The 26,032-nt window shown below is 42.1% G+C and carries 25 protein-coding genes; 17 read left to right on the forward strand and 8 right to left on the reverse strand.

Features of this window, described 5'->3' with window-relative positions:
- Positions 1-21: 21 nt before the first annotated feature.
- The gene (locus tag ISG33_RS05610) at positions 22-1,098 is read right to left on the reverse strand and encodes an AI-2E family transporter (RefSeq protein ID WP_195732525.1); all 1,077 of its coding nucleotides are present in this window, start codon (positions 1,096-1,098) and stop codon (positions 22-24) included.
- A gap of 241 nt (positions 1,099-1,339) precedes the next feature.
- On the opposite strand from ISG33_RS05610, the gene bepA reads away from it, so the two are divergent.
- Positions 1,340-2,800 (forward strand): beta-barrel assembly-enhancing protease, encoded by a 1,461-nt coding sequence (bepA, locus tag ISG33_RS05615; RefSeq protein WP_195732526.1) that lies wholly within the window; start codon positions 1,340-1,342, stop codon positions 2,798-2,800.
- On the opposite strand, the gene ISG33_RS05620 is transcribed toward bepA, so the two are convergent.
- The gene (locus ISG33_RS05620) at positions 2,801-3,280 is read right to left on the reverse strand and encodes a TlpA family protein disulfide reductase (RefSeq protein WP_195732527.1); all 480 of its coding nucleotides are present in this window, start codon (positions 3,278-3,280) and stop codon (positions 2,801-2,803) included.
- 92 nt (positions 3,281-3,372) lie between these two features.
- Here ISG33_RS05620 and ISG33_RS05625 point away from each other — a divergent pair, with 92 nt between their 5' ends.
- The 4 genes from ISG33_RS05625 to ISG33_RS05640 are packed head-to-tail and all read left to right on the forward strand — an operon-like array spanning position 3,373 to position 6,788.
- Positions 3,373-3,738, forward strand: coding sequence for an ArsC/Spx/MgsR family protein (locus tag ISG33_RS05625; protein WP_195732528.1), 366 nt, complete (start codon positions 3,373-3,375; stop codon positions 3,736-3,738).
- A 32-nt stretch (positions 3,739-3,770) separates the two neighbouring features.
- A complete protein-coding gene (gene wrbA / locus ISG33_RS05630) occupies positions 3,771-4,379 on the forward strand; it encodes an NAD(P)H:quinone oxidoreductase (RefSeq protein WP_195732529.1) in 609 nt (202 codons plus the stop codon).
- Complete coding sequence (locus ISG33_RS05635; protein WP_229333458.1) at positions 4,379-4,825, forward strand: DUF2069 domain-containing protein; 447 nt, start codon at positions 4,379-4,381, stop codon at positions 4,823-4,825. Before wrbA ends, ISG33_RS05635 begins: the two co-directional genes overlap by 1 nt.
- On the forward strand, positions 4,818-6,788 hold the full coding sequence (locus ISG33_RS05640; protein WP_195732530.1) for a hypothetical protein: 1,971 nt from the start codon (positions 4,818-4,820) through the stop codon (positions 6,786-6,788). Before ISG33_RS05635 ends, ISG33_RS05640 begins: the two co-directional genes overlap by 8 nt.
- A 20-nt stretch (positions 6,789-6,808) precedes the next feature.
- Here the strand turns inward: ISG33_RS05640 and hda are convergent, their stop codons facing one another.
- Positions 6,809-7,510, reverse strand: a complete 702-nt coding sequence (gene hda / locus ISG33_RS05645; protein ID WP_195732531.1) for a DnaA regulatory inactivator Hda — start codon at positions 7,508-7,510, stop codon at positions 6,809-6,811.
- 1 nt (position 7,511) lies between these two features.
- Entirely contained in the window at positions 7,512-8,579 is a 1,068-nt protein-coding gene (locus ISG33_RS05650) for a DUF2066 domain-containing protein (RefSeq protein WP_195732532.1), read from the reverse strand.
- 146 nt (positions 8,580-8,725) lie between these two features.
- Between ISG33_RS05650 and purM the strand changes: the two genes are divergently transcribed.
- The 4 genes from purM to fadE all read left to right on the forward strand — a co-directional run bounded on the left by purM (position 8,726) and on the right by fadE (position 13,961).
- Positions 8,726-9,769, forward strand: a complete 1,044-nt coding sequence (gene purM, locus ISG33_RS05655) for a phosphoribosylformylglycinamidine cyclo-ligase (protein ID WP_195732533.1) — start codon at positions 8,726-8,728, stop codon at positions 9,767-9,769.
- Positions 9,769-10,458, forward strand: a complete 690-nt coding sequence (gene purN, locus ISG33_RS05660) for a phosphoribosylglycinamide formyltransferase (protein WP_195732534.1) — start codon at positions 9,769-9,771, stop codon at positions 10,456-10,458. The genes purM and purN overlap by 1 nt, the downstream gene beginning before the upstream one ends.
- Positions 10,445-11,266, forward strand: coding sequence for a DUF3108 domain-containing protein (locus ISG33_RS05665; RefSeq protein ID WP_195732535.1), 822 nt, complete (start codon positions 10,445-10,447; stop codon positions 11,264-11,266). Before purN ends, ISG33_RS05665 begins: the two co-directional genes overlap by 14 nt.
- Before the next feature lie 202 nt (positions 11,267-11,468).
- Positions 11,469-13,961 (forward strand): acyl-CoA dehydrogenase FadE, encoded by a 2,493-nt coding sequence (gene fadE, locus ISG33_RS05670; protein WP_195732536.1) that lies wholly within the window; start codon positions 11,469-11,471, stop codon positions 13,959-13,961.
- A gap of 49 nt (positions 13,962-14,010) precedes the next feature.
- On the opposite strand, the gene add is transcribed toward fadE, so the two are convergent.
- Positions 14,011-15,000, reverse strand: a complete 990-nt coding sequence (add, locus tag ISG33_RS05675) for an adenosine deaminase (protein WP_195733050.1) — start codon at positions 14,998-15,000, stop codon at positions 14,011-14,013.
- A 22-nt stretch (positions 15,001-15,022) separates the two neighbouring features.
- Positions 15,023-15,658 (reverse strand): response regulator, encoded by a 636-nt coding sequence (locus ISG33_RS05680; protein WP_195732537.1) that lies wholly within the window; start codon positions 15,656-15,658, stop codon positions 15,023-15,025.
- A 112-nt stretch (positions 15,659-15,770) separates the two neighbouring features.
- Between ISG33_RS05680 and cmoA the strand changes: the two genes are divergently transcribed.
- From cmoA to ISG33_RS05710, 6 genes are all read left to right on the forward strand, one after another.
- Positions 15,771-16,520, forward strand: coding sequence for a carboxy-S-adenosyl-L-methionine synthase CmoA (cmoA, locus tag ISG33_RS05685; protein ID WP_195732538.1), 750 nt, complete (start codon positions 15,771-15,773; stop codon positions 16,518-16,520).
- A gap of 4 nt (positions 16,521-16,524) precedes the next feature.
- On the forward strand, positions 16,525-17,496 hold the full coding sequence (cmoB, locus tag ISG33_RS05690; protein ID WP_195732539.1) for a tRNA 5-methoxyuridine(34)/uridine 5-oxyacetic acid(34) synthase CmoB: 972 nt from the start codon (positions 16,525-16,527) through the stop codon (positions 17,494-17,496).
- A gap of 182 nt (positions 17,497-17,678) precedes the next feature.
- Positions 17,679-18,563, forward strand: coding sequence for a P-loop NTPase fold protein (locus tag ISG33_RS05695; RefSeq protein ID WP_195732540.1), 885 nt, complete (start codon positions 17,679-17,681; stop codon positions 18,561-18,563).
- Complete coding sequence (locus ISG33_RS05700) at positions 18,526-19,428, forward strand: HAD-IIB family hydrolase (RefSeq protein WP_370545294.1); 903 nt, start codon at positions 18,526-18,528, stop codon at positions 19,426-19,428. Before ISG33_RS05695 ends, ISG33_RS05700 begins: the two co-directional genes overlap by 38 nt.
- Before the next feature lie 20 nt (positions 19,429-19,448).
- Positions 19,449-20,678, forward strand: coding sequence for a glycosyltransferase family protein (locus tag ISG33_RS05705; protein ID WP_195732541.1), 1,230 nt, complete (start codon positions 19,449-19,451; stop codon positions 20,676-20,678).
- Positions 20,679-20,690: 12 nt separating this feature from the next.
- A complete protein-coding gene (locus ISG33_RS05710) occupies positions 20,691-22,475 on the forward strand; it encodes a sugar phosphorylase (RefSeq protein ID WP_195732542.1) in 1,785 nt (594 codons plus the stop codon).
- 69 nt (positions 22,476-22,544) lie between these two features.
- On the opposite strand, the gene ISG33_RS05715 is transcribed toward ISG33_RS05710, so the two are convergent.
- Together ISG33_RS05715 and ISG33_RS05720 are read right to left on the reverse strand one after the other, a co-directional pair.
- On the reverse strand, positions 22,545-23,333 hold the full coding sequence (locus ISG33_RS05715) for a DUF2189 domain-containing protein (protein ID WP_195732543.1): 789 nt from the start codon (positions 23,331-23,333) through the stop codon (positions 22,545-22,547).
- 155 nt (positions 23,334-23,488) lie between these two features.
- Positions 23,489-24,010: a C40 family peptidase gene (locus ISG33_RS05720; RefSeq protein ID WP_195732544.1), complete on the reverse strand. Its 522-nt coding sequence runs from the start codon at positions 24,008-24,010 to the stop codon at positions 23,489-23,491.
- A 145-nt stretch (positions 24,011-24,155) separates the two neighbouring features.
- On the opposite strand from ISG33_RS05720, the gene ISG33_RS05725 reads away from it, so the two are divergent.
- Entirely contained in the window at positions 24,156-25,373 is a 1,218-nt protein-coding gene (locus tag ISG33_RS05725) for a pyridoxal phosphate-dependent aminotransferase (protein WP_195732545.1), read from the forward strand.
- A gap of 12 nt (positions 25,374-25,385) precedes the next feature.
- Positions 25,386-25,976 carry a 5'-deoxynucleotidase gene (gene yfbR, locus ISG33_RS05730; protein ID WP_195732546.1) on the forward strand — a complete coding sequence of 197 codons (591 nt, stop codon included), beginning with the start codon at positions 25,386-25,388 and terminating at the stop codon, positions 25,974-25,976.
- Positions 25,977-26,032 lie beyond the last annotated feature (56 nt).

The raw sequence follows: 26,032 nt of genomic DNA on the forward strand, positions 1-26,032 counted from the left end.
TTTTTTAGATAAAAAGCCTTGTTAGCTCTTCAGCATTGCTTCTGGAGAGTTAGTTGGGGTTGACCAAGCAGAAATGACTGCCTTTACAAGTGTCGCGAGAGGAATTGCAAAAAACACCCCCCAAAAACCCCACATGCCACCGAAAACTAACACCGCAATAATTATGTATAGCGGGTGTAAACTTACCGCCTCAGAAAAAAGGATAGGTACGATGAGATTACCATCAAGAGCTTGGATAATGGCATACACTAACATGAGATACCAAAAGTCGGACGTTAGCCCAAATTGAAACAAAGCAACAATCGCTACAGGAATGGTAACCACAGCAGCACCAATGTAAGGTATTAACACGCTAAAGCCCACCAAAACACCAAGTAATAATGCATATCGTAGCTCCATAAAAGCAAAGGCCGCTGAGGTTACGCCTCCTACAATGATAATTTCAATCACTTTTCCTCGAATATAGTTTGCAATTTGCGTGTTCATTTCTTCACCTACTTGAGTGATCAGACGACGCTCCTTCGGCAACACATTAGAGATGCTTGCAAGGAATAATTGTTTGTCTTTTAACATGAAAAAGACCATGAGAGGCACTAAAATCATGTAGATAAGTAGCGCAGCTAAGTTTCCAATGGAATTAACAGACACACTTATGACTTGCTGACCAAAACTAACGAGGTGTTGATTAACGCTGTCCATGGTATTTTTGATATATTCAACCTGAACAAGCTCTGGGTATCTTTCGGGTAAGCTAATCACCCACTCTTGGCCAGAGTTCCATATCAACGGAAGTTCCTGTGCCAAATTAACACTTTGCTTATAAATGACTGGTACTAAACCAATCATAAGTAATATGCTAACAACGATGAAAACCGTTAACGTTATTGCGGTAGCTGCGGTTCTATTGATGCCTCTTCTATTCATTTTTGATACGGGCCAATCCAGTAGATAGGCAATTACCGCAGCAACAATTACAGGCATTAATATGTTGCCCCAGATCAGTAAAATCACTGTTGTGATCAAAATCAGCAACAACAACATAAGTGCATTAGGGTCGGAGAATTTTCGTTTATACCATTGAGTGAAAACACCAAACATTCAGTGTAGGTCCTTTAATTTGATTTATAATCGCAGTGCATTTATGGTAAACCCTGTTTACTATTAAAACCAGAGCTAGTGAAACTATCTTTTATATTATCGGTCTATAAGATTGTACGAGAAAGATACCAAGATTTTCAGTTTATGTAAGCGACACCTTATGTAAGTTTCATATATAGTAAGCACTGTTAGAGCGATGCTTATAAAGCTGTACCGTATTAAGGAAAACCTAATAGTCACCATGTCGAAATATAAAGTTTGTAAACGACTAATCATCGCCTTAGTTGCTGCTTTGCCCTTTGCAATAGGCGCACAGAGTAGTGATATCAATAAGAATCAATTACCAGAAATTGGCGTGGTTGCATCCGATACATTAACCATTGAAAAGGAATTGTTGGTCGGAAAGGCGATAATGCGCCAACTTCGAGGGCAAGCGCCTATAATTCATGATCCCGTACTGAACGAATATATTCAGGACTTAGGGAATAAACTGGTTATCGAGTCAGATAATGCTAAGTTTCCATTTACCTTTTTTACGCTGAATAATCCTACGATAAATGCTTTTGCATTTTTCGGTGGACATATCGGTATACATTCAGGATTGATCACACAAGCTGATACTGAAAGCGAACTTGCCTCAGTTTTTGCTCACGAAATTGCTCACGTCACCCAGCGGCATTTAGCGCGCTCAAGTCAAGCACAAAAACGCAGTGCGCCTTTGCAAATAGCCTCCCTGATTGGCGGGATATTGCTGGCCATGGCCAACCCTGAAGCTGGAATAGCTGCCATAAGCGCGGGAAATGCCGGCGCAGCCCAAAGCCGAATTAATTATACTCGTAGCATGGAGCAAGAAGCTGACAATATCGGCATAAGTATGCTCGCCAGAGCCGGTTTTGATCCAAAGGGAGCACCCGCATTTTTTGGCAAATTAGCGGTACAAGCAAGAGGGAGAAGTAACGAGTTAGCGTTCTTGCAAACTCACCCTATTCCCGAAAATAGAATATCTGAAACGCGTGCAAGAGCGTCAACCTATGGTGACCGACGGATTGCTCCTAGCTTAAATTTCCAGCTTGCTAAAGCTCGAATTATAGCTCGCTATGAAGGGAATGCTCAGCGCAATATCAACTATTTCGCCTATCAATTACAAAACCAAAACTATGTGCTTCGAGAGGCCGCCATGTATGGTTTGGCACTTTCATATTTTGATGCCGAAAGTTATGCCTCTGCAAACCAATTACTCTCTGAGCTGCTTGCTAATGATAACGAAAACCTATTTTATTTAGACGCACTTACCGATGTGTTAATAGCACAAGACACTCCTGATAAAGCAATCGAGTTACTCAAGCCGATTTGGCAATTGAAACCCAAAAACAAAGTACTCTCGTTGAATCTTGCTAATGCCATGATAAAAAACCAAGACTTTGCACCTGCAATACAGATCTTACGCGACATCCTCCTTGTCGAGCCAGAGCATTATTTATCGTATTCTCTGCTAGTTGATGCGTATCGAGGCACGGGGCAAAAAAGAGAAATGTATAAGGCAAATGCAGAAATTTATGGCCTTGTATTAGCCTACCCCCAAGCAATAGATGAATTGAACTTTGCCTACAATGAGACGGGCGAAGACTTTTTGGAAAAGCAAAGAATAAAAGCTCGTATCGAGCAATTCAGGAGCCAAATGATTAGCTTAGAGCGGTTATAGTTAATTAGTATTGGCTGCAGAAATGGCCTCTTGAAGTGACCTAGCGCTTTGCTCACCGAGCAATTGCCCTGCGAGACTACCGTCAGGCCGGATCAGGTAAGTAGCGGGTAAATATTTAGGAAGCTCAAATGGTAAAGCAGTATCAACATCAGTAATCAGCGGAAATTGTATATCATATTTATCGGCAATTAACTGCAATTCATGGTCTTGCATGGCGTCGTAACTCACTCCAAACAACTTGATCTTAGTATTATCAGCAAGCGCTTTTTCTTGAAAATGATTGAGCTCCGGAATTTCTCGCAAACAAGGAGCACACCATTCTGCAAAATAATTGACAACGATCCAGTTTCCCTCAAGTTCATTGAATGTGTAAGTTGAACCATCTAAGGTCGCAAAATCGTACTTAGTATAATATTGAATGGATATTCCGGCAGTAAGTGCAAGAAGGCCAGCAGATAAATAAAGTATGATTTTTTTCATTTTCTTGTCCATGCATCATTGGCTGCGTGTGCACCTTGCAACCTGATTATGTTATTGTTTTAAGAGATTAACAGATACCTAAGGAAATTTGCATGTCTGTATTTGAAAAAGCCACGTTACTGCACAACCCTCGTTGTAGTAAAAGTAGGCAAGCCGTCGAATTTTTACAACAAAACAATGTTAAATTTGATACCCGTGAATATTTGAAAGTTCCGCTTAGCAAAGAGGAAATTAACTATATTTTTGAAGCGTCCGGGCTTGATCACGCTGCAATGATGATTAGGACTAAAGAGAAAGAGTACAAAGAAGCTGGTTTGTCTCAAGATTCATCGTCAGAGAGTATTTTACAAGCCATCGAGACCTATCCAAAACTCATAGAGCGGCCAATTTTGTTGATCAAGGGGCAAGCTGCTATCGGGCGACCACTAGATAATATTGCGGCACTTATAAATTCCTAAACATCAAACAAACCGCCACCTGAGAGTGATTAATGTCAGATAAAAACAGCGTTAAACTCCTTATTCTTTATTACAGCCGTCACGGCATTACCGAAGAATTAGCCAAGACCATAGCGATGGGAGCGCAAAGCACTGGAGCATCAGTTTCAATACGCACAGTACCAGATATCTCAGCCAACAATGAAGCTGTAGAGCCCTCTGTGCCGCGCTCCGGCGTGAGTTATGCAAGCTTAAATGACTTGGTAGAATGTGATGGTTTGGCACTGGGTAGTCCGACCCATTTTGGCAACATGGCCGCTCCAATGAAATATTTTATAGATAGCACCAGCCAACAATGGTTAAAAGGCACATTAATAGACAAGCCTGCTTGCGTGTTTTCTAGCACATCAAGTTTGCATGGCGGTCAAGAGTCAACACTATTAAGCATGATGTTGCCGCTATTTCACCAAGGTATGTTGGTATTCGGTTTGCCCTATTCTGAACCTGGCTTGCATAAAACTGAATTCGGTGGAACGCCGTACGGGGCCACTGCAGTTAGTAGGCCAGACAAAAATACGCTGTCGGCTATCGAGAAAGAGTTGGCTTACGCTCAAGGTAAACGATTGGCCAAATTGGCACTTAAGTATAAGGAAACACGCTAATGCAAAGCGCTACCACAGCTATGTCAGTAAAGGTCAAGAGATTACGGTATCTAGCATTAGGGTCGCATATCGCGCTTCTGGGCTGGATGATAACTTGGTATTTTATTTTACCCCTTGAAAACGATTATTCCACTTTATTTAAATTAGCTTTCTATATCCTCCCGCTGTTATTACCACTCTACGGTATTGTGCAAGGAAAACCTTACACCCATGCGTGGGCTAGTTTTATTGTGTTACTGTACTTTTTGCACAGTATCACGGTCTTATATGCAGAGCCTTCACTTATGTGGCTCGCTGCAGTCGAACTTATTTTGGCAAGTGCCATGTTTATAGGCTGTAGCGCCTTTGCTAGATTGAGGGGTCAAGAGCTCGGTACCGGACTGCCGAAACTTAAGAGTGTTATGGAGGACGAAAAGAGACTATTTGAGGGAGATAACGATGCATAAATCGATATTTGTTGTAAGCACATTGTTAGTATTGAGCGCTTGCGGTGGCTCTTCGGATTCGAGCTCGCCGAGTAATCGCCCCTCTCTTCCCCCAGCGGTGGTTACTGATAGTGTCGGAGAGCTTGCGCCGATACTTTCTCAAGGGAATATTTCTCTCTACGGCGACACCAGTTTTGTCACAGGTGGTTCCTATGGTTTCGCTATTACCACGAATAACAGTGATTTAATTACATCCGTCAATTGGCAACAAATATCGGGGCCTGCACTTACGGTGCTAGCACCTCATTCTCAAACAATTGGCTTCGATACTCCTGAAGCGGGCGATTATGCCTTTCGTATCAACGTAACAACGACCAGCGCTAACTTATCATTTGACCATGAGTTTTCGGTAGAGGCGAATACCCTACCAATCGCCAATGTCCGACTTGACCATACCGTAACCGAAAGAGCAAAGGTCAGCCTTCGTGTTGGCGCAAACGGGAATGATATTAGTACAGCAAGCGTGCGTTGGAGTCAGGTAGCTGGTCCACAGGTTTTAGAGTTTAGTCAAGGTCAAACGACACCAAGTTTCCTTACCTTTAATTTACCTGAAGTGACCAAAGACGAGTTGATTCAAATCCGAGCCGAACTTACTTTTAGCGACGGCTCTACTAGCGTTGACGATAGTTTTATCACGATCAAAAATGCACAAATATCTGACAACGCCTATTTGCCCAGCATCGGAGTTGTGGCAAGCCAAGATATGTTCTCGTTCAATCCTAACTCTCCCTACAAAGACGCTATTGAAAGCTGTGTTTATAACAATACTCTTTCGTCAACATGTAATTTCGGGACCTTGCCTCTTCTTGGTCAAGTTAACATGACACCAAGTGTCGAAGATATATTGGATCGCACTCTAGTATCACATGAATGGATGGGATTACGTTTTAAGGAATATCTGGAAAGATCAGTTGCCGGCCCCGACATGCTCAACTTACTACGAGGCGTTACTGCGGTTGTCATTTCGTACGATATTCGCCCGTCTTTCTATTGGACAGCGACTGGCGCCATCTATTTGGATGCCCGTAATTTTTGGGTCACAGCGGAAGAGCGCGATACTCTCAATGAAGCGCCAGATTTTAGGAGTAATTTCGGTAGCGATCTCCAATTTGGTGTATTTTGGCGTTATGTTAAAGATAATCAGCCATATATGCCTGGTCAGCGTTTCTCTATTAACGCTAGAGAGTCACGAAGTTTTGAGGTACTTGAAGCTGATATATCGTGGTTGATGTATCACGAATTAGGGCATGCTAATGACTTTTTTCCACCAAGCTCCTGGAGCTCACTGAGTGCGAACCAAGACCCTCGTTCTTATTTTCAGAACAATACTGCGAATTCATCTGCAATGATCGAGAGTTTCCCTCTGACCTCTGTGCAAATGAAAGCACTGGCTCAAGTCAGTTTTGCGGGCGAAGATGCCAATGCAAGTCAAAGAAACTATGATGCGAGTGATATTCAGAACTTTTTCGAGCCTGATATTTCCCCTTCCTACTACTCTTACCTGAATGAGCGTGAGGACTATGCGACACTTTTTGAGCGTTTCATGATGCAATATCGTTTAGGCGCTTCCGCCGATATCGGCATTATTAATGTAAATAATAATCCAAATTTTGCTGTCACTTGGGGTCAGCGTGATCGTTTTAATTTGCCTTCGTTACAAGGCAGAACTCGATTTACCGTAAATAGGGTTTACCCCGAATTGGGCGATGTATCAGCCATTCAACAAGAACAGCTTCCAGCGCCTGTTCTATTGCGCTCAGGCGTAGCATGGAATAGTAATTTTGATTTATCGGCAGCCGAAAACAATACATTATTACAGAGTGACGCAGCGCTCAAAAAAGACGCTAAGCAGCTGAGCGATACATGGTATCTCCTGGAAGATGGACACCATCATAAGCGTGGCCCGACAATAAATCATAAGTAGTCAACGCTATATTGATAATGTTAAAGAGAAAGGGCCTCTTTTATAAAGGGGATAGTTAGTTTTCTTTTAGCTTGCAGCGATTTTTCGTCAAGCTCGATGACTAGGCTCATCAAGGTGGTGAGCTTACGCTCGCTTCGAGATAAAATAAACCGTAGAGACTCATCATTTATTTTAAGACCTCGCTCACTAAGGCGTCGAGCAAGAATTCGCAGTAATACATCATCGCTGTGCTTGGCTAACTGAAAAACGATGCCCCAACTTAGCCTTGATATAAGATCTGGAAGAGTTAAACCGATAACCGTAGGGCTAGCCTGCCCCGCGATTATTATCCTACACTTAGCTCCTTCTAAGGCCTGATTAATGAGATCAAATATCGCGACCTCCCATTCTTTGGAGCCCGAAATGGCATCAATATTGTCAATACACACTAGTGAATTACTAACCATGCCGTCAATAACCTGCGTTGGCATGGCTTTGATCTCAGCCATATCGAGATACATTACATCCTCATTTTGACTTCTTAGCGCATGACATGCCGAATACAACAGGTGTGACTTTCCTGCCCCTGACGTTCCGTGCAAATAAAACAAGGGTTTTTGCACTGAGAGCATATTCTCATTCAGAAAGCCCAAAAGATGTTCGACTAGATGCTCGTTACCCTCTTCGTAAAAAGTGTCAAAGGTTTCATTGTCGACCAACGAAACCGGAAGGCTTAACTGCAAATCACTTTCCTCTCACTCTGTAACTAATCGTTCCGGAGATATCATTAGCATTTTCTGCTTTTATCAACCGACTCTCTAGTGAAAGAATGGCATTAACTTGATCAGCGTCTACCCTGCTTTTTATGCGAAAAATTGAGATATCACGCTCTTGCGAACTAAGCTCTACTGAATCAGTCACGGTCAATGACTTCAGAATATCAAGAACTGAATGATATTGTTTCAAGGATGTCACGTTAGAGACTTTTATAATGATGTCTTGTAAAGCCATATCAGCATTGATATCCACAGCGTAGGCCTGAGCCATCTGATCAGCATACAAACTAATGAACTCGATTATCGTAGACAGAGTGTCTTTTCCAACAACCTCGCCCGTGCGAAGTGTTTTACCATTCGTCACAAAATACGACAATATCACTTGCTCGGTCGCGCTTACATCATCAAACCCGACACCCACCTTTGCACCTATTACGTAATTTGTGCCATATCTGAGTGATTGGTTATAAATTGTCGAAGAGTAGAGGTTCCATACATCGTTTGTAGACACATTCATACTATCATTGAGGTCACCGATAGGAACAATCAGCTCAATACCTCTCTGATAACTAGCGTCTCTGATGCCATCAATAAGTGCGTTATCGATAGTTTGCGTAAGCAATGCTTTTTGTTTGGTCGCGTCGTCCTCAACAGCAAGCCACATAATACTTGTTGGCCTTCGGGCTCCCCAAACCGGCAACAATTCTGCGCGAAGAAGATCGACAATTGCAGATTGATTAAATTCGGCAAGATAAAAAAGCGATTGACCTTCTTGCTCATAAGAACTGGAAATTAAATACTGCTCAAAGTTTGTCGCCGCCCTGCGTATGACTAAATTATCAGCACTTCGCTTTGTGCCGCTCATTTTGACAACCGCTTGTAAAAAAGCTCTTTTTCCGGCGCTTTTCTGCGAACTCAACGACTGATCAGCGACAGGCACTCGACCTTCGTTTAAGTGTGTTACTTGAGCATCTGCGACACCAACTAAAAAACAAGTAATGTAAAGACTAAACAGTATCTTTGATATTAATTTCAAAACGATATATATCCTTCTATAAGCGCTATCTATTGTCCGCGATTTCTTGGCTTTTTGCATCTGATATTTTAACAAGCCGTATTTTTAATACCTTTTCCCTTTGTGAACTGATAAAATCTGCCTTCAAATTTTTCAGAGGAAAGCGCGTGACTGAACAAAGCAAACCACTTAGTTATAAAGATGCTGGCGTTGACATTGATGCCGGCAATCAATTGGTAGAACGAATAAAATCGGTGACCAAAAAAACTCACCGTCCAGAAGTAAAAGGTGGCTTAGGTGGTTTTGGTGCTTTATGTTCTTTACCGACCAAGTATAAAGAGCCCCTTCTAGTGTCTGGAACAGACGGTGTTGGCACAAAACTCAGATTAGCAATGGACGAGAATAAACATACTGGTATTGGTATCGACCTAGTAGCCATGTGTGTTAATGATTTAATTGTTCAAGGTGCAGAGCCTTTGTTTTTTCTTGACTACTACGCAACGGGAAAACTCGATGTCGACACTGCAGCTACTGTTGTAAGCAGTATCGGGGAAGGTTGTCTTCTATCAGGCTGTGCACTTATTGGTGGAGAAACCGCTGAAATGCCTGGTATGTACGATGGCGAAGACTACGATGTAGCCGGTTTTTGTGTTGGCGTTGTCGAAGCTTCAAAGGTTATTGACGGCTCAAAGGTTGCTGCTGGAAACAAGCTCATTGCACTAGGCTCTAGTGGTCCACACTCAAATGGTTACTCTTTGATCAGAAAAATAATTGAAGTGAGCCAATTAGATACGAATACAATGCTCGGCGACAAAACTGTTTCTGAACACCTTCTTGAACCAACTAGAATTTATGTCAAGTCAGTGCTGTCTGTGCTTGAAAAGTTTGAGCTAAATGCTATTTCTCACATTACAGGCGGTGGTTTTTGGGAGAATATTCCACGAGTTCTCCCTGATGATATGCAAGCGCAGATTGATGGCAACAGTTGGCAATGGCCAAGCATATTCAGTCTTTTGCAAGACAAAGGCCATGTGACGACTCACGAAATGTATCGTACCTTTAATTGCGGCGTTGGTCTCGTTATTGCTGTTGACGCCGAAATCGCAGATGCAGTCACCAAAGCTTTTGTTGAACTTGGTGAAAATGCCTGGATCATCGGTTCAATTGCAGCTCGTGATGAGGGTCAAGAACAGGTTATTATTAATAACTAATGACTAATTCTACTTCTAAATCGGCGTCAATAAATAGCACTGTGGGAACACGTAGTCGCGTTGTTATTCTTGCATCAGGTAATGGTTCAAATGCGCAAGCTATTATTGACGCTTGTCAGTCAAATAAAGTCAGTGCCGACATCATAAAAGTAATTTCAAATATACCCTCTGCCTATGTTCTGACCCGAGCAGCGAATGCAGGCATCGATGCGCTTTGCATCGATCACAAACGCTACCCCAACAGAGAGTCTTTCGACCTTGTTTTGGCCAAAGAGCTTGACTCTTTGCAAGCTGACGTTATTGTACTTGCAGGCTTTATGCGAATACTGAGTGAAGGTTTTGTAAATCAATTTACCGGCAAATTATTGAACATTCATCCGTCTTTGCTGCCTAAGTATCCTGGCTTGAATACTCATCAAAGAGCACTTGATGCAAACGACGAAGAACATGGTACATCAGTGCACTTTGTGACGCCTGAATTGGATGGTGGCCCAGTGATATTGCAAGCTAAAGTGCCAATATTCGAAAGTGATTCAGCCGATGATCTGGCACAGCGTGTACAAAGCCAAGAACACGAAATTTATCCAATAGTCGTTAATTGGTTGTGTTCAAAACGGGCGATACTAAAAAGCGATGGTGCTTACTTAGACGGAAAAAAATTACCGGAGTGCGGTTATGCTAGCGAATAGATGGGTCAATGGATTAGACACATTACAAATAAGGTCAGTGTTTTCATTTATCTCTAAAAGCAAGCGCCTAGTTCTTTTAGGCCTTACGCTTTTCGGTTCTGCGCTTGCACTCTCATCGACCGCTGCTGCTTACACCGATGCTCGTGACACCTCAACAAAAACTGAAAAGCTAGGCTTTAATTTTCCGCAAAGCTTCGAGTCTAAATTTCATGCATTTCGGCATGACAAAAAGATTGGCAATGCTAGTTTACGGCTTTCCCAGTTATCCTCTACCGAATTTCAATTGAATTACGAATCAAAGGTGTCCCGCTACTTTTTATCTGACAAAAGAAGCGAAGAAACAGTATTTTCATACCAAGACAATCGCATAATGCCTGTAAGCTATACATTTCATCGCAAGGGAACCGGCCCCAATAAATCTCTCAAAGTGACCTTCGATAGCAAAGAGAAGATAATTAAAATTGATGACCAAGAAGATCAAGTTTGGGAAGGTGAGTATGACAATCAACTATTTAGAATTGATATTTCTCGTCAACTAGCGCTAGGCAAATCAGCGTTTGACTACAAATTTTTAAATTATCGCGGACAAAAACGAGAATATAATATTGAAGTGGTCGAAACTGAATCCTTGGCACTTCCCTATGGCACTATTGACGCTGTTAAAGTAAAAGTTAATCGAGGCTCAAATAAACGACAAACCTACGCTTGGTTTGCCCCCTCTCTGGATTACGTCTTGGTGCGTATTCAGCAATTCAAAGACGGCGAAGAACAAGGCGACATTAGATTATCCAGTTACAACAAACAATAATTTAAAAAGCAACTCATCTAAATCAGACTATACTCGTAAGAATACTCAAGCGGTAACGTCCCCGTCGTCAAGCTTTATGTGAACAGTTTATACGCTTGTAAAATGATACAGAGGACAGGCGTCCTCTTTTATTGCTATTTACTTGATCTTTTACATAGCAAGTAATAACGTAACTACTCTGGTCAGACCTGCAGGAGCATGCATGAACGAATTACTTTGGTTTTTTATAATTTTAGCGACTTATGGCATAACAGCCTATAAGCAGACCTCTACTCAAACAACGCTAGTTGCCCTCGTATCAGCCATGATGATAGGCAGTATATTTGGAAGTATCGGCTTTTTTGGTTGGATTGCCTTTGCAATTATAGTGGTGCCGCTGAGCTATTCACCATGGCGAAAAGAATTTATTACTAAAAAGTTACTGGCTTTTTATAAGAGCGTGATGCCTGAAATGTCGACCACGGAGCAAGAAGCTATCGATGCTGGCACTGTGTGGTGGGATGGTGATATCTTTAGCGGGAAACCAGATTGGAAGAAGTTTCACGCGATTGCGCAACCTCGCCTAACTCCTGAAGAGCAAGCTTTTCTTGACGGTCCATGCGAAGAAGTTTGTAACATGGTAGACGAATGGCAGATTAATCATGTCGATGCCGATATGTCAGACGAAATTTGGCAATATCTTAAGGATAATAAATTCTTTGCCATGATTATCAAGAAAGAGTTCGGTGGTCTTGAGTTTTCTGCATTCGCTCAATCGAGAGTATTACAAAAACTTGCCGGCGTGAGTGCCGTGCTCTCCTCAACGGTGGGTGTTCCAAACTCTTTAGGCCCAGGCGAATTACTGCAACACTATGGTACTAAAGCACAGCAAGATCATTATCTTCCTCGTTTAGCCGTAGGTGACGAAATCCCATGTTTTGCATTAACTAGTCCTGAAGCAGGCTCTGACGCGGGTGCCATACCTGATTACGGGGTAGTATGCAAAGGTAAGTTTGAGGGTAAAGAGATACTCGGTATGCGACTTACTTTCTCGAAGCGTTACATTACTCTAGCCCCTGTTGCAACGGTTATCGGTCTCGCATTTAAGCTTGAAGACCCAGACGGTCTTCTGGGTGATACAAAAGATCTAGGGATTACCTGCGCGCTAATACCTCGCGACACCAAAGGCTTAGATATTGGTCGTCGTCATTTCCCATTGAATGTCCCTTTCCATAATGGTCCAGTGCGAGGCACCGATATTTTTGTCCCCCTCAGTTACATCATTGGTGGTGAGGCGATGGCTGGGAAAGGCTGGCGTATGCTGATGGAGTGTCTTTCAGTCGGTCGTTGCATTACCTTACCTTCATCTGCGGCGGGCGGAGCAAAAGCCTTGGCTCTCGCTACGGGCGCTTACTCTCGAATTCGTAGACAATTCCGTATGCCAATTGGTCAAATGGAAGGTGTCGAAGAAATGCTTGGTAGAATTGGCGGAAATGCGTATTTGATGGATGCTGTTACCTCGCTCTCAACTGCTGGTGTAGACTTAGGCCAGAAACCATCTGTTATATCTGCTATTTGTAAATACCATTTAACAGAGCGTATGCGTCAAATCGTAAACGATTCAATGGACGTGCATGGCGGTAAGGGTATTTGTCTTGGTCCGAATAATTACTTGGGTCGAGCTTATCAAGGTGTACCAATATCCATAACCGTTGAGGGCGCTAACATATTAACACGCAACATGATGATCTTTGGTCAGGGCGCAATGCGTTGCCACCCTTTCGTACTGAAAGAGATTTATGCCTCGCAAATGGAAGATAAATCGGAACAGTTAGATTCTTTTGATGATGCGGTTTTCGGGCATATTCGATTTGCTGTTAGCAATACTTTCCGCTCAATTTGGTTCAGCCTTACCGGCGGTCGTTTAAGCGCTGCTCCGTTTAAGGATGAAACTGCGAAGTACTATAAGAGCATGCAGGGATACAGCGCAAACCTAGCATTGCTAACCGATGTTAGTATGGGCGTTCTTGGCGGATCATTGAAGCGTCGCGAGCGTTTGTCTGCAAGACTTGGAGATATACTAAGCTACTTGTATCTTGGCTCTGCAGTATTAAAACGTTTTGACGAACAAGGCCGTAACCATGACGACCTTCCGTTTGTGCATTGGGCTATGCAGGATTGCTTATCTAAATTAGAGATAGCTCTTGATGATTTCTTAGCAAATTTCCCATCCAAAGCAGTTAGCATCCCGCTTAGGCTCCTAGTATTGCCTTTTGGTAAGCGCTACTCTGCCCCATCTGACAGTATCGAGCATGAAATTGCCGATGTTCTGCAAAAACCTAATGCCACTAGAGACAGATTAGGCTATGGACAATATGTAAATCAAGAGCATGGCAGTTTGTTTGGTGATTTAGAACAAACACTCGTCAACGTGGTTAAATCTGAACCGATTTTCGATAAGATCTGCAAAGCACTCGGTGAAAAGCTACCAATGACTGGTCTCGATAAACTTGCAGAGCGTGCTTTAGCCGAAAATATCATCACACAGGAAGAGGCAGACTTGCTCAGTGAAACTGAGGCGGGTAGATTACGCACTATCAACGTTGATGACTTCGACCCTCAAGAACTGCTCATGTCAACGAGTAAAAAGGTGAAAAAGCCTACTGCAGCTAAGCGCAAAGCCACCAAAACATCGAAGGATGCAAAAGCGGCATAGGCCTCAGCTCTACAGCTCAATATTAAAAGCCAGCTAATGAGGACTCACCTCATTCAGTTGGCTTTTTTGTGGCGAAGAGTTGTGAAACACCATTTAATTGAAGTTGTTTCGTTTGCTGTATCGATAGTCCAACTAAGTCACGAGCTTTTTGATACTCATCATGAATAGTAATCCCCGATATTGCTGGGTCGTCTGTATTTAAACTGACGTTTAATCCAGCATTAAGAAACTTTCTAATCGGGTGAGACCTATAATTCAGCCACGTTGCCGTCTGATAATTCGACGTTAAACAAGTTTCAATGGCGATATTATGCTCACCAACATAATCCATTAAAGATTCATCTTCTGCTATTGCAACGCCGTGACCAATGCGCTGTGCGCCCAAAAGCTTAATTGCGTCCCAAACGCTTTGCGCGCCATCCGCCTCACCGGCATGAACAGTCACCCCCAAACCAGATTCTTTCACTTGTCTGAAGTGCTCAACAAATAAATGCCCAGGAAATTGCTTCTCGTCGCCGGCCAAATCTATCGCAACCAAGTGTTGTTTATAACTCAACAATGCTGCTAATTCTTCGAAACAGGCATCAGTTCCAAAAGTACGGCTCATTATACCGATTAAACGGTGTTCACTTCCGTGATCTCTATTGGCATCTTCCACTCCAGAAACAACGGCTTCGGTGACTTCATGCATCGATAGACAAAATGTTTGAGACATAAAACGAGGTGAAAAACGTAATTCAGCAACAGTAATCCCTTCTTTATTCGCTGACATCACATTATCATAGGCTACGTCGTAACAAGCCTTAGCATCAGCGAGTACAGAAACACCACAATTCAGTTTGTCTAAAAAGGAAAGTAAATTAGGTGTTTGATCTTGAATAATGAGCGCAGACTTTAAGCTGTCAAGTGAGTCTGCTGGCAAGGCTAAGTGGTACTTGTTGGCTAAGGACCATATAAGCTCAGGCCGTATATTACCGTCAAGGTGACGATGCACATCGACCAGGGGAATGCTCGAGTCGACTACATCACTCGTGGCCATAGTAAGCTGCTGACGAGAGATATTAGTCAAGTTTCAGCTTTTCAATCGCTAAGACAATTTGTGTTCGAGTTTTCACGTCTAATTTTTTAAATATAACGCCAATATGAGCTTTCACCGTTGCTTCGGTAACGTTGAGAGAGTCGGCTATTTGTTTATTCATCATGCCGTCTTTAACTAACTTCAGTACCTTAAATTGCTTTGGCGTTAACTCTTTCAGTTTGCTAGCTATCGTTTTCGCCTCAGTATCTACCGATTGCAGCGCTTGTTCTAGTGATTCAGGTAACCATTGTTTACCCGCTAAGGCGCTCTCAATTGCTTCTTTGATTTGTGGGGTTGGCGTTGTTTTTGGAATAAAGGCTAAGGAGCCAAATTCAATAACTTGAGCAACTGTCTCGGCAGAATCGCTTGCTGACAGCACTACCACTGGTATATTAGGATATGCTTGTCTCACCCTTAGCAGGCCGTAGAAGTTATCGCAGCCCGGCATGTTCAAGTCGAGTATAATTAAGTCGATTTTTCGGCCTTTTCTTAGCACATCAATCGTGCTGTCAAGCGAGTCAGATTCAAAGAAGCCAACATTAGAGAAACAACTCGATAATGCCGCCTTTAGAGCATCTCTGAATAATGGATGATCATCGGCGATTAAAAACTTATACATTTGAACACTTCCTACTGATATTATTGCTATTATGTATGTTATTCAGTGCTTTTATATACTAACGACTATAGCAGTTATAAAGAAGTAAAAACCACAAATAAGTTGAAATTCAATGCAAAATCCTCCCGCACCAAGCTCTGTCGATACACTTTATGATAAAGAGCATGCAGATTTAGAAGACTTCAAATTTAATGCCCAAGTTGTAGATGTTTTTCCCGATATGATTAACCGTTCAGTGCCTGGCTACGGCGCAATAGTGGACGGTATTGGCAAGCTCAGCGCTAAGTTCTTACAAGATGGATCCACAGCTTATGATCTAGGTTGCTCACTCGGTGCGGTATGCTTATCGATTGCGAAGCACTCTACTGCAAGCAAGGTTCATATTATTGGTATAGACAATTCGCAGGCAATGGTAGCTAGATGCAAAAGTCATGTTAATAGTTATAAACACAATGCAAGGATAAGCATAAACGAAGCAGATATCTTGCAATTAACTTTACAAAAATGTTCGGTAGTCGTGATGAACTTCACTCTACAATTCATTGAACAAAGTAAAAGGGAACAACTTATCAAGAGTATTTATAACGCACTTGAGCCTGGTGGTATTTTTATTGTGTCCGAAAAAATCAAACTCGCTAATGAAACAATGAATGCTGCGATCATTGATCTTCATCACGACTTCAAGCGTGACAATGGCTACAGCGACTTAGAGATTTCGCAAAAACGTAGCGCCCTAGAGAGCGTGATGATTCTCGATGAATTTTCAACACACGAGCAAAGACTGAAGTCTGCAGGTTTCAAAGAAGTAAGTATTTGGTACCAACAATTTAATTTCGCTTCTTTCTTTGCAATAAAGGAGTAAGGCGATGAATTGGAAACAACTGGCATATCATGACTTGCTCAAGCATGGTTTAGAGCATTGGCTACCTAGCCTTATTCCTCAATTAGACAATTGGGAAAATTCTGAACGACATGGCGACGCTAAAAAATGGGAAAAACAACTCACACAGCTTCCCTCTTTCGACAATTATAGTGTAGACCTGAGCAAAGGAGTATCGCTGCTCTTAAATGATCACGATATCTCCGATTCACATAAAGCACATGTGGAATCGGTACTAAAACAGTTTATGCCATGGCGTAAGGGACCTTTTCACTTTTTTGGCATTGATATCGACACAGAGTGGCGTTCAGACTGGAAATGGGAGCGCGTTCTGCCCTTTGTGGATGACCTAAAAGGTAAAAAAGTACTCGATGTTGGATGCGGTAGCGGTTACCACTTGTTTCGTATGCTAGGACTAGAATCGAGCTTAGCAATAGGCATTGACCCTACAGACTTGTTCTTCTATCAATTTTCTATCTTCAAACGCTATTTAAACAACAAGCCGATACACTTTTTACCGATTGGTATCGAAGACATGCCGCAAACTCAGTCTTTTGACACTGTGTTTTCAATGGGCGTGTTATATCACCGTCGCGACCCTATCGAATTTTTATACCAATTGAAAAACCAACTTGCTCGTGGTGGACAACTCGTACTCGAGACGATTGTAATTGATGGCGATATAAATACCGTACTCATGCCTGGAGAGCGCTACGCTCAAATGCGCAATGTTTGGTTTATTCCAAGTTGCGCGGCGCTTCAGCAATGGCTTGCGCGTGTAGGCTTCAAAGATATTAAGTTAGTTGACTTGTCGACGACAACAATTGAAGAACAACGCGCTACTGAGTGGATGACAAACCATTCACTTGTAGATTTTTTATCTCCTACCGACCCCACCAAGACCATTGAGGGTTACCCTGCACCCAAGCGCGCTGTTATTACTGCTAAGGTAAAGTAGGCTAATCTTTGCTTACAAGTATCGTGGCACGATACTTGTAACGACTCTTTTGACCAACAGTATTTTTTGGCCGATATTGATTGTTGTTAATTTTAGTTATCCATAACGACATCATGCAAATCACTCATTGCACACAACAGATTACAGACCCAAAGCGCGGAAAGTAGAGGTTTAACAAAAAAATGCAAAATGACATAAGCTTATACAAAGCCTTTTTAGAAAAGGAAAAGCTTCCCCTATCCTACCTCTCGAGCGCACAAAAATGGTTCAAGCCAATCATAGAAAATATCACATCGCACCAAAATCGTGCAAAACACCCTTTATTTATTGGTATAAACGGCTGTCAAGGCTCAGGGAAATCGACATTAAGTGCTTTTCTTAAGTTCTGTTTGCAACAATTTCATCAACAATCGGTCGTAGTGCTTTCCTTAGACGACTTCTACTTAAGCAAGGCTGAACGTTTACTAAGAAGTAACACAATTCACCCTTTGTTAAAGACCAGAGGCGTTCCAGGTACACATGACACACAGCTGCTTTCAAAAGTGCTAACTGCGCTAGCAAACAATGAAAAGGTTCAACTTCCACGCTTTGATAAATCAATTGATGACCAAGTAGCGGCATCAGATTGGAAATGGTCAACTAGCATAGTTGACACCGTTATCATAGAAGGTTGGTGCTGGGGAACCCCAGCGCAAAACGATGATGAGATTGCTATGCCAATCAACAAGCTTGAAGAAGAACAAGATAAAAATGCTATTTGGCGACGCTATGTTAATCAGAGCCTATCAACAGACTATATGCCCCTTTATCAATTCATGCATCAATGGGTATTTCTTCGCGCTCCCTCGTTTGATTCTGTTTACTCTTGGCGCTGTGAGCAAGAACACAAGCTTATTCAAAGAAATGGCGCCACGAGCGCAACAATGACCGACCAAGAAATTTATGCATTTATTCAATATTATCAGCGACTCACTGAACAAAGTTTGTGTACACTGGAACAAAAATGTAACTGGGTATTCAATTTAGACAATGAACGAAACATCATCAAAAGCCAATACAATGCATAGTGAGTTAGTCACAAAATATCAACGTCAGGTGCTTATCTTTACTGATTTAGACGGTACTCTTCTCGATCACTATAGCTATGAGCATCAAGCAGCCCAAGCTTGTATGGATAGATTAATGTCTCATGGTATCCCCATTATTCCTAATACCAGTAAGACACTCGCTGAACTTAGGGTTTTGCGGGAGCGTTTAGGGCTAAATGGCCCCTTTATTGTTGAAAATGGTGCGGCGGTTTATATGCCTCGAAACTTTCTCCCAGAAAAGCCCCGAGGTGCGGTATGGCAGGATGGGTTCTGGGTAAAAACATTTAGCTCGAAGCGACACTATTGGTTGGGGTTAATATCTAAGGTGACGCCTGAATTTGGTCATCTCTTCGAAGCGTTTTCTTCTATGTCAACCGATAGAATCATGGAAGTGACCGGCCTTGAAGAGGAAGATGCAGTGTTATCGTCTCAACGTCTTTTTGGTGAGCCGCTGCTATGGAAAGGTAATGAAGAGGAAATGGACACCTTTATTGCTCATATAAAAAGGCTTGGGGCAACCCCGCTAAAAGGCGGTCGTTTCCTGCATATCTGTGGTGATAATAATAAAGGTGTGGCCTTATCATGGCTTCTTAAGGAATACCAAAGACAGCATAAAACAGTCACCGTTTCATCAATCGCGCTTGGCGACGGAAAGAATGATATCGCCATGCTAGAGATAGCTGATACCGCGGTAAGAATAGCTTCACCGGTAAATGAGCCTCCCGAGGTCGAGCGAAGTAGCAAATTATACACTAGCAAAGGCTACGGCCCCGTAGGTTGGGCTGAAGTGCTCGACCAATTAATACCAGAATCAGTATTTACCAATACTAAGACGAAAGAATAATATCATGACAGGAGAAACACATGGCTGATTTTTATCAAAATGGAATAATTACGACGCTTCATAATCTAGAAGATCGTTCAATTGATGACTTGGAATCAGAATTAACAGAGTTCTCTGAAAAGCGCCCCCTCGGACTGATACTACCATCACTTTTTTCCGAGCTGCAGGGCAAGGCCTTACCCGCAACTATAGAGCATATAAAAGAAGTACCCTACTTATCAGAAATAGTCATTGGTTTAGATAGAGCATCTAAAGATGAATATATCCATGCGCTTAAGTTTTTCGATACACTGCCGCAACATCATCGAATTTTGTGGAATGATGGACCAAGATTAAAAGCCCTAGACGCGGAACTACAAGAACTAGGACTGGCTCCAAAAGAACTCGGCAAAGGCCGTAATGTTTGGTATTGCATGGGCTATATACTGGCTTCAGGAAAAGTAGAAAGTGTTGCCTTGCACGACTGCGACATCCTTACTTATGAGCGCTCCTTGTTGGCCCGTCTGATTTACCCGGTAGCCAACCCTCAGTTTAATTATGAATTCTGTAAAGGTTTTTATGCGAGAGTGGCAAATGGTAAAGTCAACGGCCGAGTATCTCGCCTATTGGTAACACCGTTGCTCAGAGCCTTAAAGACTACCCTCGGTTCGAATGAGTACCTTGAATTCATGGACAGCTTTCGTTATCCCTTAGCTGGTGAGTTCTCGTTTAGACGTGACGTACTCAATGATATTCGTATACCAAGTGATTGGGGATTGGAGATTGGCGTATTGTCTGAAATGCATCGAAACTACTCTCATAATCGCCTCTGTCAGGCCGATATCGCCCAGACTTACGATCACAAGCATCAAGACCTGTCGCTAAATAATGAACATGGTGGCTTATCTAAAATGTCGATTGACATTACCAAGGCACTGTTTAGAAAACTAGCTACCCAAGGAACTACCTTTAATACCGAAACATTCAGGACGATAAAAGCTACCTACTTCAGGATCGCTCTGGACTTCATTGAGACGTATAACAACGACGCCATCATGAACGGATTAAGCCTCGATATTCACAGTGAAGAGAAAGCTGTCGAAATGTTTGCGCAAAACATCATGAAAGCAGGACAGAGTTTCTTAGATAACCCGATGGAAACGCCATTTATACCAAGTTGGAATAGAGTTGTTAGCGCTAAACCCGACGTTTTAGAATGTCTTAAAAATGCAGTGGAAGAAGATTATAAAGAATTTGGCCAGTTAATATAAGGAAGGCAAGCTATGGGATCCGTATTATCCGCATTTCAACAAAAGGTTAAACATCACCTTGAAGTCATTTATGACGGGATATTACCGCAGGACGAACTCGATAACTTAGTGCCGCTGCTGATGAGTAAAATCGGCATAAGCTCAGAAGAAGACTGCCACTATCCTACCCCACATAAAAATCGTTGGGACGAGTCTGACATTATCATGATTACCTATGGTGATAGTGTGATTAAACAAGATAATAACAATGAGTTTGCTCAAATTGAAAAACCTCTTTTCACTTTGAAGAACTTTATCGATGAGTATTTATCATCTGTTGTTAGTCATGTTCATATACTGCCCTTTTTCCCCTATAGCTCTGATGATGGCTTTTCGGTAATTGATTACTCTAGCGTTAATCAGAGTTTGGGAGACTGGGAAGACATTGAGTCTATCGCGAAGGACTATGGCCTGATGACTGACTTGGTAATTAATCACTGTTCAGCGCGAAGTCAATGGTTTCAAAACTTCATTGCGCAGGAAGGTGCCGGCCATGACTTCTTTTTTACCGCCTCTCCAGACGATGACACCAGCCTTGTTGTGCGGCCAAGAACTTCTGACTTGCTCAAGGAAGTTGAAACCGCGGCGGGCATCAAACATGTTTGGTGTACTTTTAGTCACGATCAAGTTGATTTCGACTTCAGAAACCCGAAGGTATTGGTAGCCTTTGTTGATATTATTCGACTCTACCTTGAGAAAGGTACCAAAGTATTTCGTCTTGACGCAATCGCCTTCCTTTGGAAAATTGTCGGCAGCACAAGTATCAACCTCTATCAAACACACGAAGTGGTTCGTCTGATACGAACACTTGTTGAGCATGTTGCCCCTAACACAATTATTATTACAGAAACCAATATTCCTAACAGAGAGAATCTTACTTATTTGGGGAATGCGAATGAGGCCCATGCAATTTACAATTTTTCTCTGCCTCCTCTACTCCTGCATACCCTAGTGAGTGGTGACTGCACCTACTTAAAGAGCTGGATGATGAGCATGCCTCCTGCACAAAATGGCACAAGCTATTTTAACTTTATCGCCTCGCATGACGGTATCGGTCTGCGTCCTGCTGAGGGCTTATTGGATACTGCAGAGCTAAACACGCTAGCTGCCTGCATGCAGTCTTTTGGCGGCAAGGTTTCATGGCGCATGGCTGAAGGTGGTAAACAGAAGCCTTATGAGCTCAATATCGCCTTAATTGATGCGCTTAAGGGTACGCTAGATGGCGAGGATGAATTTCAATTATCGCGCTTCATTTGTGCACACGCGATCATGCTTGGCTTAGAAGGAATACCGGGCATTTATATTCACTCTTTGATTGCTACGCCAAATGATGAGGAAAAAGTCATTAACACCGGGCAAAATAGAGGAATTAATCGACATAGGTGGGATATAAACGAACTAACAAAGCTGCTCGCCAATGCTGAAAGCATGCATGCTAAAGTGCTCAGTAAACTGTCTATGTTAATTCGCATTAGAAAATCTCAACCAGCCTTTCATCCTAACGCAACGCAATTTACCTTGCAGCTAGGTAAACAAATATTCGGCTATTGGCGACAAAGTTCCGACCGACAACAGAGCATTTTCTGTATTTCGAATATTTCGAATGAAACGCTATCGGTGAGGCTATCCGATATCAACCTGATTGAAAACAACATGTGGTACGACTTAATCGAAGAAAAAACCATTCAGCACGACCAAGAAGAGTTATTTTTCTCACCGTATCAAACTATGTGGATTTCGAATAAGTCGACAGGATAAGGGCGTTAAAAGCACTGAAAAGAGCTGACACAAGGTGCTAGCTCTTTTTCATTACAAGCTCCCAACAATTTACTCGTAACTGCGTTCTCGTTTTACTTCTATGGTATCAATGTACCCGTGCCAACTGGCGTAGCCTAAAATTGGCATAATTACTAGAAACGCAAAGAAGAAGGTAACGAAACCCAAAAATACCGAGAACAAAATAATGGATGCCCAAAAGAACATGGCTCTTTTATTGAGCCAGACAGCATTCATACTCGTCAGTACTGCGGTTGCCAAGTCAACTCGCCTCTCTAACAAAATAGGCTGTGTAAAAGCGGTGATAAAAAACACCAATACCGTTAAACCAGCGCCAACAATTGTACCGACGGCCAAAAATGGGATCAAATTCATTAAAGTATCGTTAGTTGGATAAAATGCGTGTATTAATGACGCAATTCTGAGCCAAAATATCATCAATACCATCAATAAAATCGCAAAGCCCCACTCATTAACAGCATTTCGTGACATCGCTTTCATCGAATGTCGAAACGAGGGTTTATGACTTTTTTCGAATTGCCATGCGACATCATAAAGCCCCGCCGCCAGATAAGGCCCAAGCAACATGAAGCAGACCATTGCTGGGAAAATTATCATATACCAACCTGTGGCATTGATTAGATAGAAAATAAACCACGGAATTATTGTAAAAATAGCGCCGTAGCCTAGGCTGATTACTGGTGCTCTTTTAAAATCATTAATCGCTAGGGTAATCCATTTAATGGAATCGAAAACCTCTAATTTTCTACAAGGTATAACGCGAGCGATACCACTACTATTAATCGCTGTTTCTGGCATTTCGTCGAACTGCTGAGACATAACATCTCCTATTTAGCGTGAAGTAATTAACTAACTCAAAAAGTTATATCTAATAACTCTTCTTCATCAATACTAATGCACTTATATGATTAGTTCAAAATTTACTCACAATTAAACACAAAACATATGATTTAGCGCAACACTTTAGCAACTTTCTACATTTTCAGCTGGTGCCAGCTGATTGTAGATAAATATAAATTTGATAAAGCTTGATTAAGTTCGGAGAAGCTAGTTATTGCGACTTCTCGCCCGAGTAACATCTCCATCACGAATTTATGACAGTTGTTATCAAGTAAGTCATATTCGCGCACTTGATAAAGGCTGTTGATACAGCGCTCTGCTATTTGCTCATTAGCGAGCGGAAGATATGATTGATCGCAAGCAAGGTAAATGGTGTCTCCGCTTCGATTTTGCAAAAACCGTTGAGGCGATATGCATCGAATAAGCCCAGCGCCGCTGAGCTCGTAAATATTTCCATCAACCCATATTCCGGTATGATCTAAAACACCGTATATACCGCAGCAGACTACTGCACCATTTTTTGGACTCACACGCTTATTTGAATCACCTGGAAGTTGAGCGACCACACTTTTACTCTGTTTATACGAGTCACTGACTTTAGAGCTTGCATATAAGCCTATACAAGCAGCACCTAACCATAATAGAGGGGCTGGCATCGAATTCTCCAACAAAAATTCTGAATAATGAATATACGTTCATTGATATGCATATAGCCACTAAAAAAATGTAACAAAGCACTTAACAGCGCTAGCTGGGTGTATTATTCTACAAGTCTCTTATCTATGCTCCCTAAGTTATTCAATGTCTACAGTTAATCGCTCCAATAAACTCGCAAACGTATATTACGATATCCGCGGTCCTATCCTTGAACAAGCTACAAAAATGGAAGAAGCAGGAGAGCGCATACTCAAGCTTAATATTGGCAACCCTGCCCCCTTCGGTTTCGAAGCGCCCGACGATATTCTTAAAGATGTTATTTACCAGTTGCCAAGCGCGCAGGGATATACCGACGCACAAGGTATTTATAGTGCCCGGGTGGCGGTAATGCAGTATTACCAGCAAATGGGCATTAGCAATATAAATGTAAAAGACATTTATTTAGGCAATGGCGTTAGTGAGTTAATAATGTTGTCAATGCAAGCACTTCTGAACTCGGGTGATGAGGTCTTACTGCCTGCCCCTGACTATCCGCTCTGGACTGCTGCAGTCAATTTATCATCCGGCACAGCTGTGCATTACCGCTGTGACGAGAATGCAGGATGGTTCCCAGATCTGCTTGACATGGAAGCTAAAATTACTAGCAATACCAAAGCCATTGTTTTAATAAACCCAAACAATCCGACTGGCGCAGTCTACAGCAAGGAACTACTTGAAGCTGTAGCAAACTTAGCTAGAAAATATGACTTGATAATATACAGCGACGAGATCTATGACAAAATATTGTATGACGGCGCCAAGCATACCTGCATTGCCTCCCTCGCACCCGATTTGTTTTGCGTCACCTTCAGTGGGCTCAGTAAGAACTATCGTGTAGCAGGGTTTAGAGCTGGTTGGATGTTAGTAAGTGGCAATAAATCAAGAGCTAAGGGCTATATCGAAGGTCTAACCATACTCTCATCTATGCGTATGTGTGCAAACGTTCCGTGCCAACACGCTATTCAAACGGCCCTAGGCGGATACCAAAGCATTAACGAGCTAATAACTGGCGATGGTCGCCTGCTCACTCAACGCAACTTGAGCGTTAAAAAGTTAAATGCAATCGAAGGGATTAATTGTGTTGCTCCTATGGGCGCAATGTACTGTTTTGCCAGTGTAGATGCCAAAAAGTTTTCTATAAAAGATGATGTAAAAATGGTGCTCGACTTACTCAATCAAGAAAAAATACTCTTGGTACACGGCAGTGCTTTCAATCTCACCGACGGATGCTACTTTCGTTTGGTGTTCTTGCCTCATAAAGAGCAATTAGAACCCGCATTAGGGCAACTTGCGCACTTCTTCAATCACTATCAGCAAATTTAAAGAGTTTACAATATGAACAGTGCCTTTTTGGCTTGGATTTTGCGTATGCCACTCATCAAACGATGGGCGCTAATGCATACAGTAAAGAAAGAAAATGTGGCGGAGCACAGCCATCAAGTTGCAGTAATAGCTCACCTTCTGGCGCTAATACGAAATACCTACTTTGAAGGTAGGCTGAATGCTGAAAAGGCAGCAACGATAGCGCTGTATCACGAGGTATCTGAAACCAAGCTTCAAGACATAAATCACGTTACTAAATATCACAATCCTGACCTAACCAGAGAGTTTAAAAAGATTGAAGAAATGGCAGAAATGGAATGTCTAAAAACCTTGCCCGAAGAGCTTCAACCTTTATTTAAACCTTTGCTTGTGCAAAAAGAAGTAGATGCTGAGTATAAAGCTCTAGTAAAGGCGGCAGACCTCATTTCAGCATATTTAAAGGCTTGCGATGAATTACGTTTTTCAAACGAAGAGTTTTCACATGTTAAAGCTCGACTAGAAAAAATGCTAAAGAGTTATCAAGAGCAATATCCTGAGGTTGATTATTTTTTAACAATATTTAAGGATAAATGTTTCGTGAGTGTTGATCAGTTAGCTGACTAGTATTTATGCTTGAATTATCCTTACTTTGAACTGATACTAACTCTGAAAGTGCATCT

Origin of the sequence: Marinibium conchae (assembly GCF_015595035.1) — a bacterium.
In the GTDB taxonomy this organism is placed as follows: Bacteria; Pseudomonadota; Gammaproteobacteria; order Enterobacterales; family Alteromonadaceae; genus Glaciecola.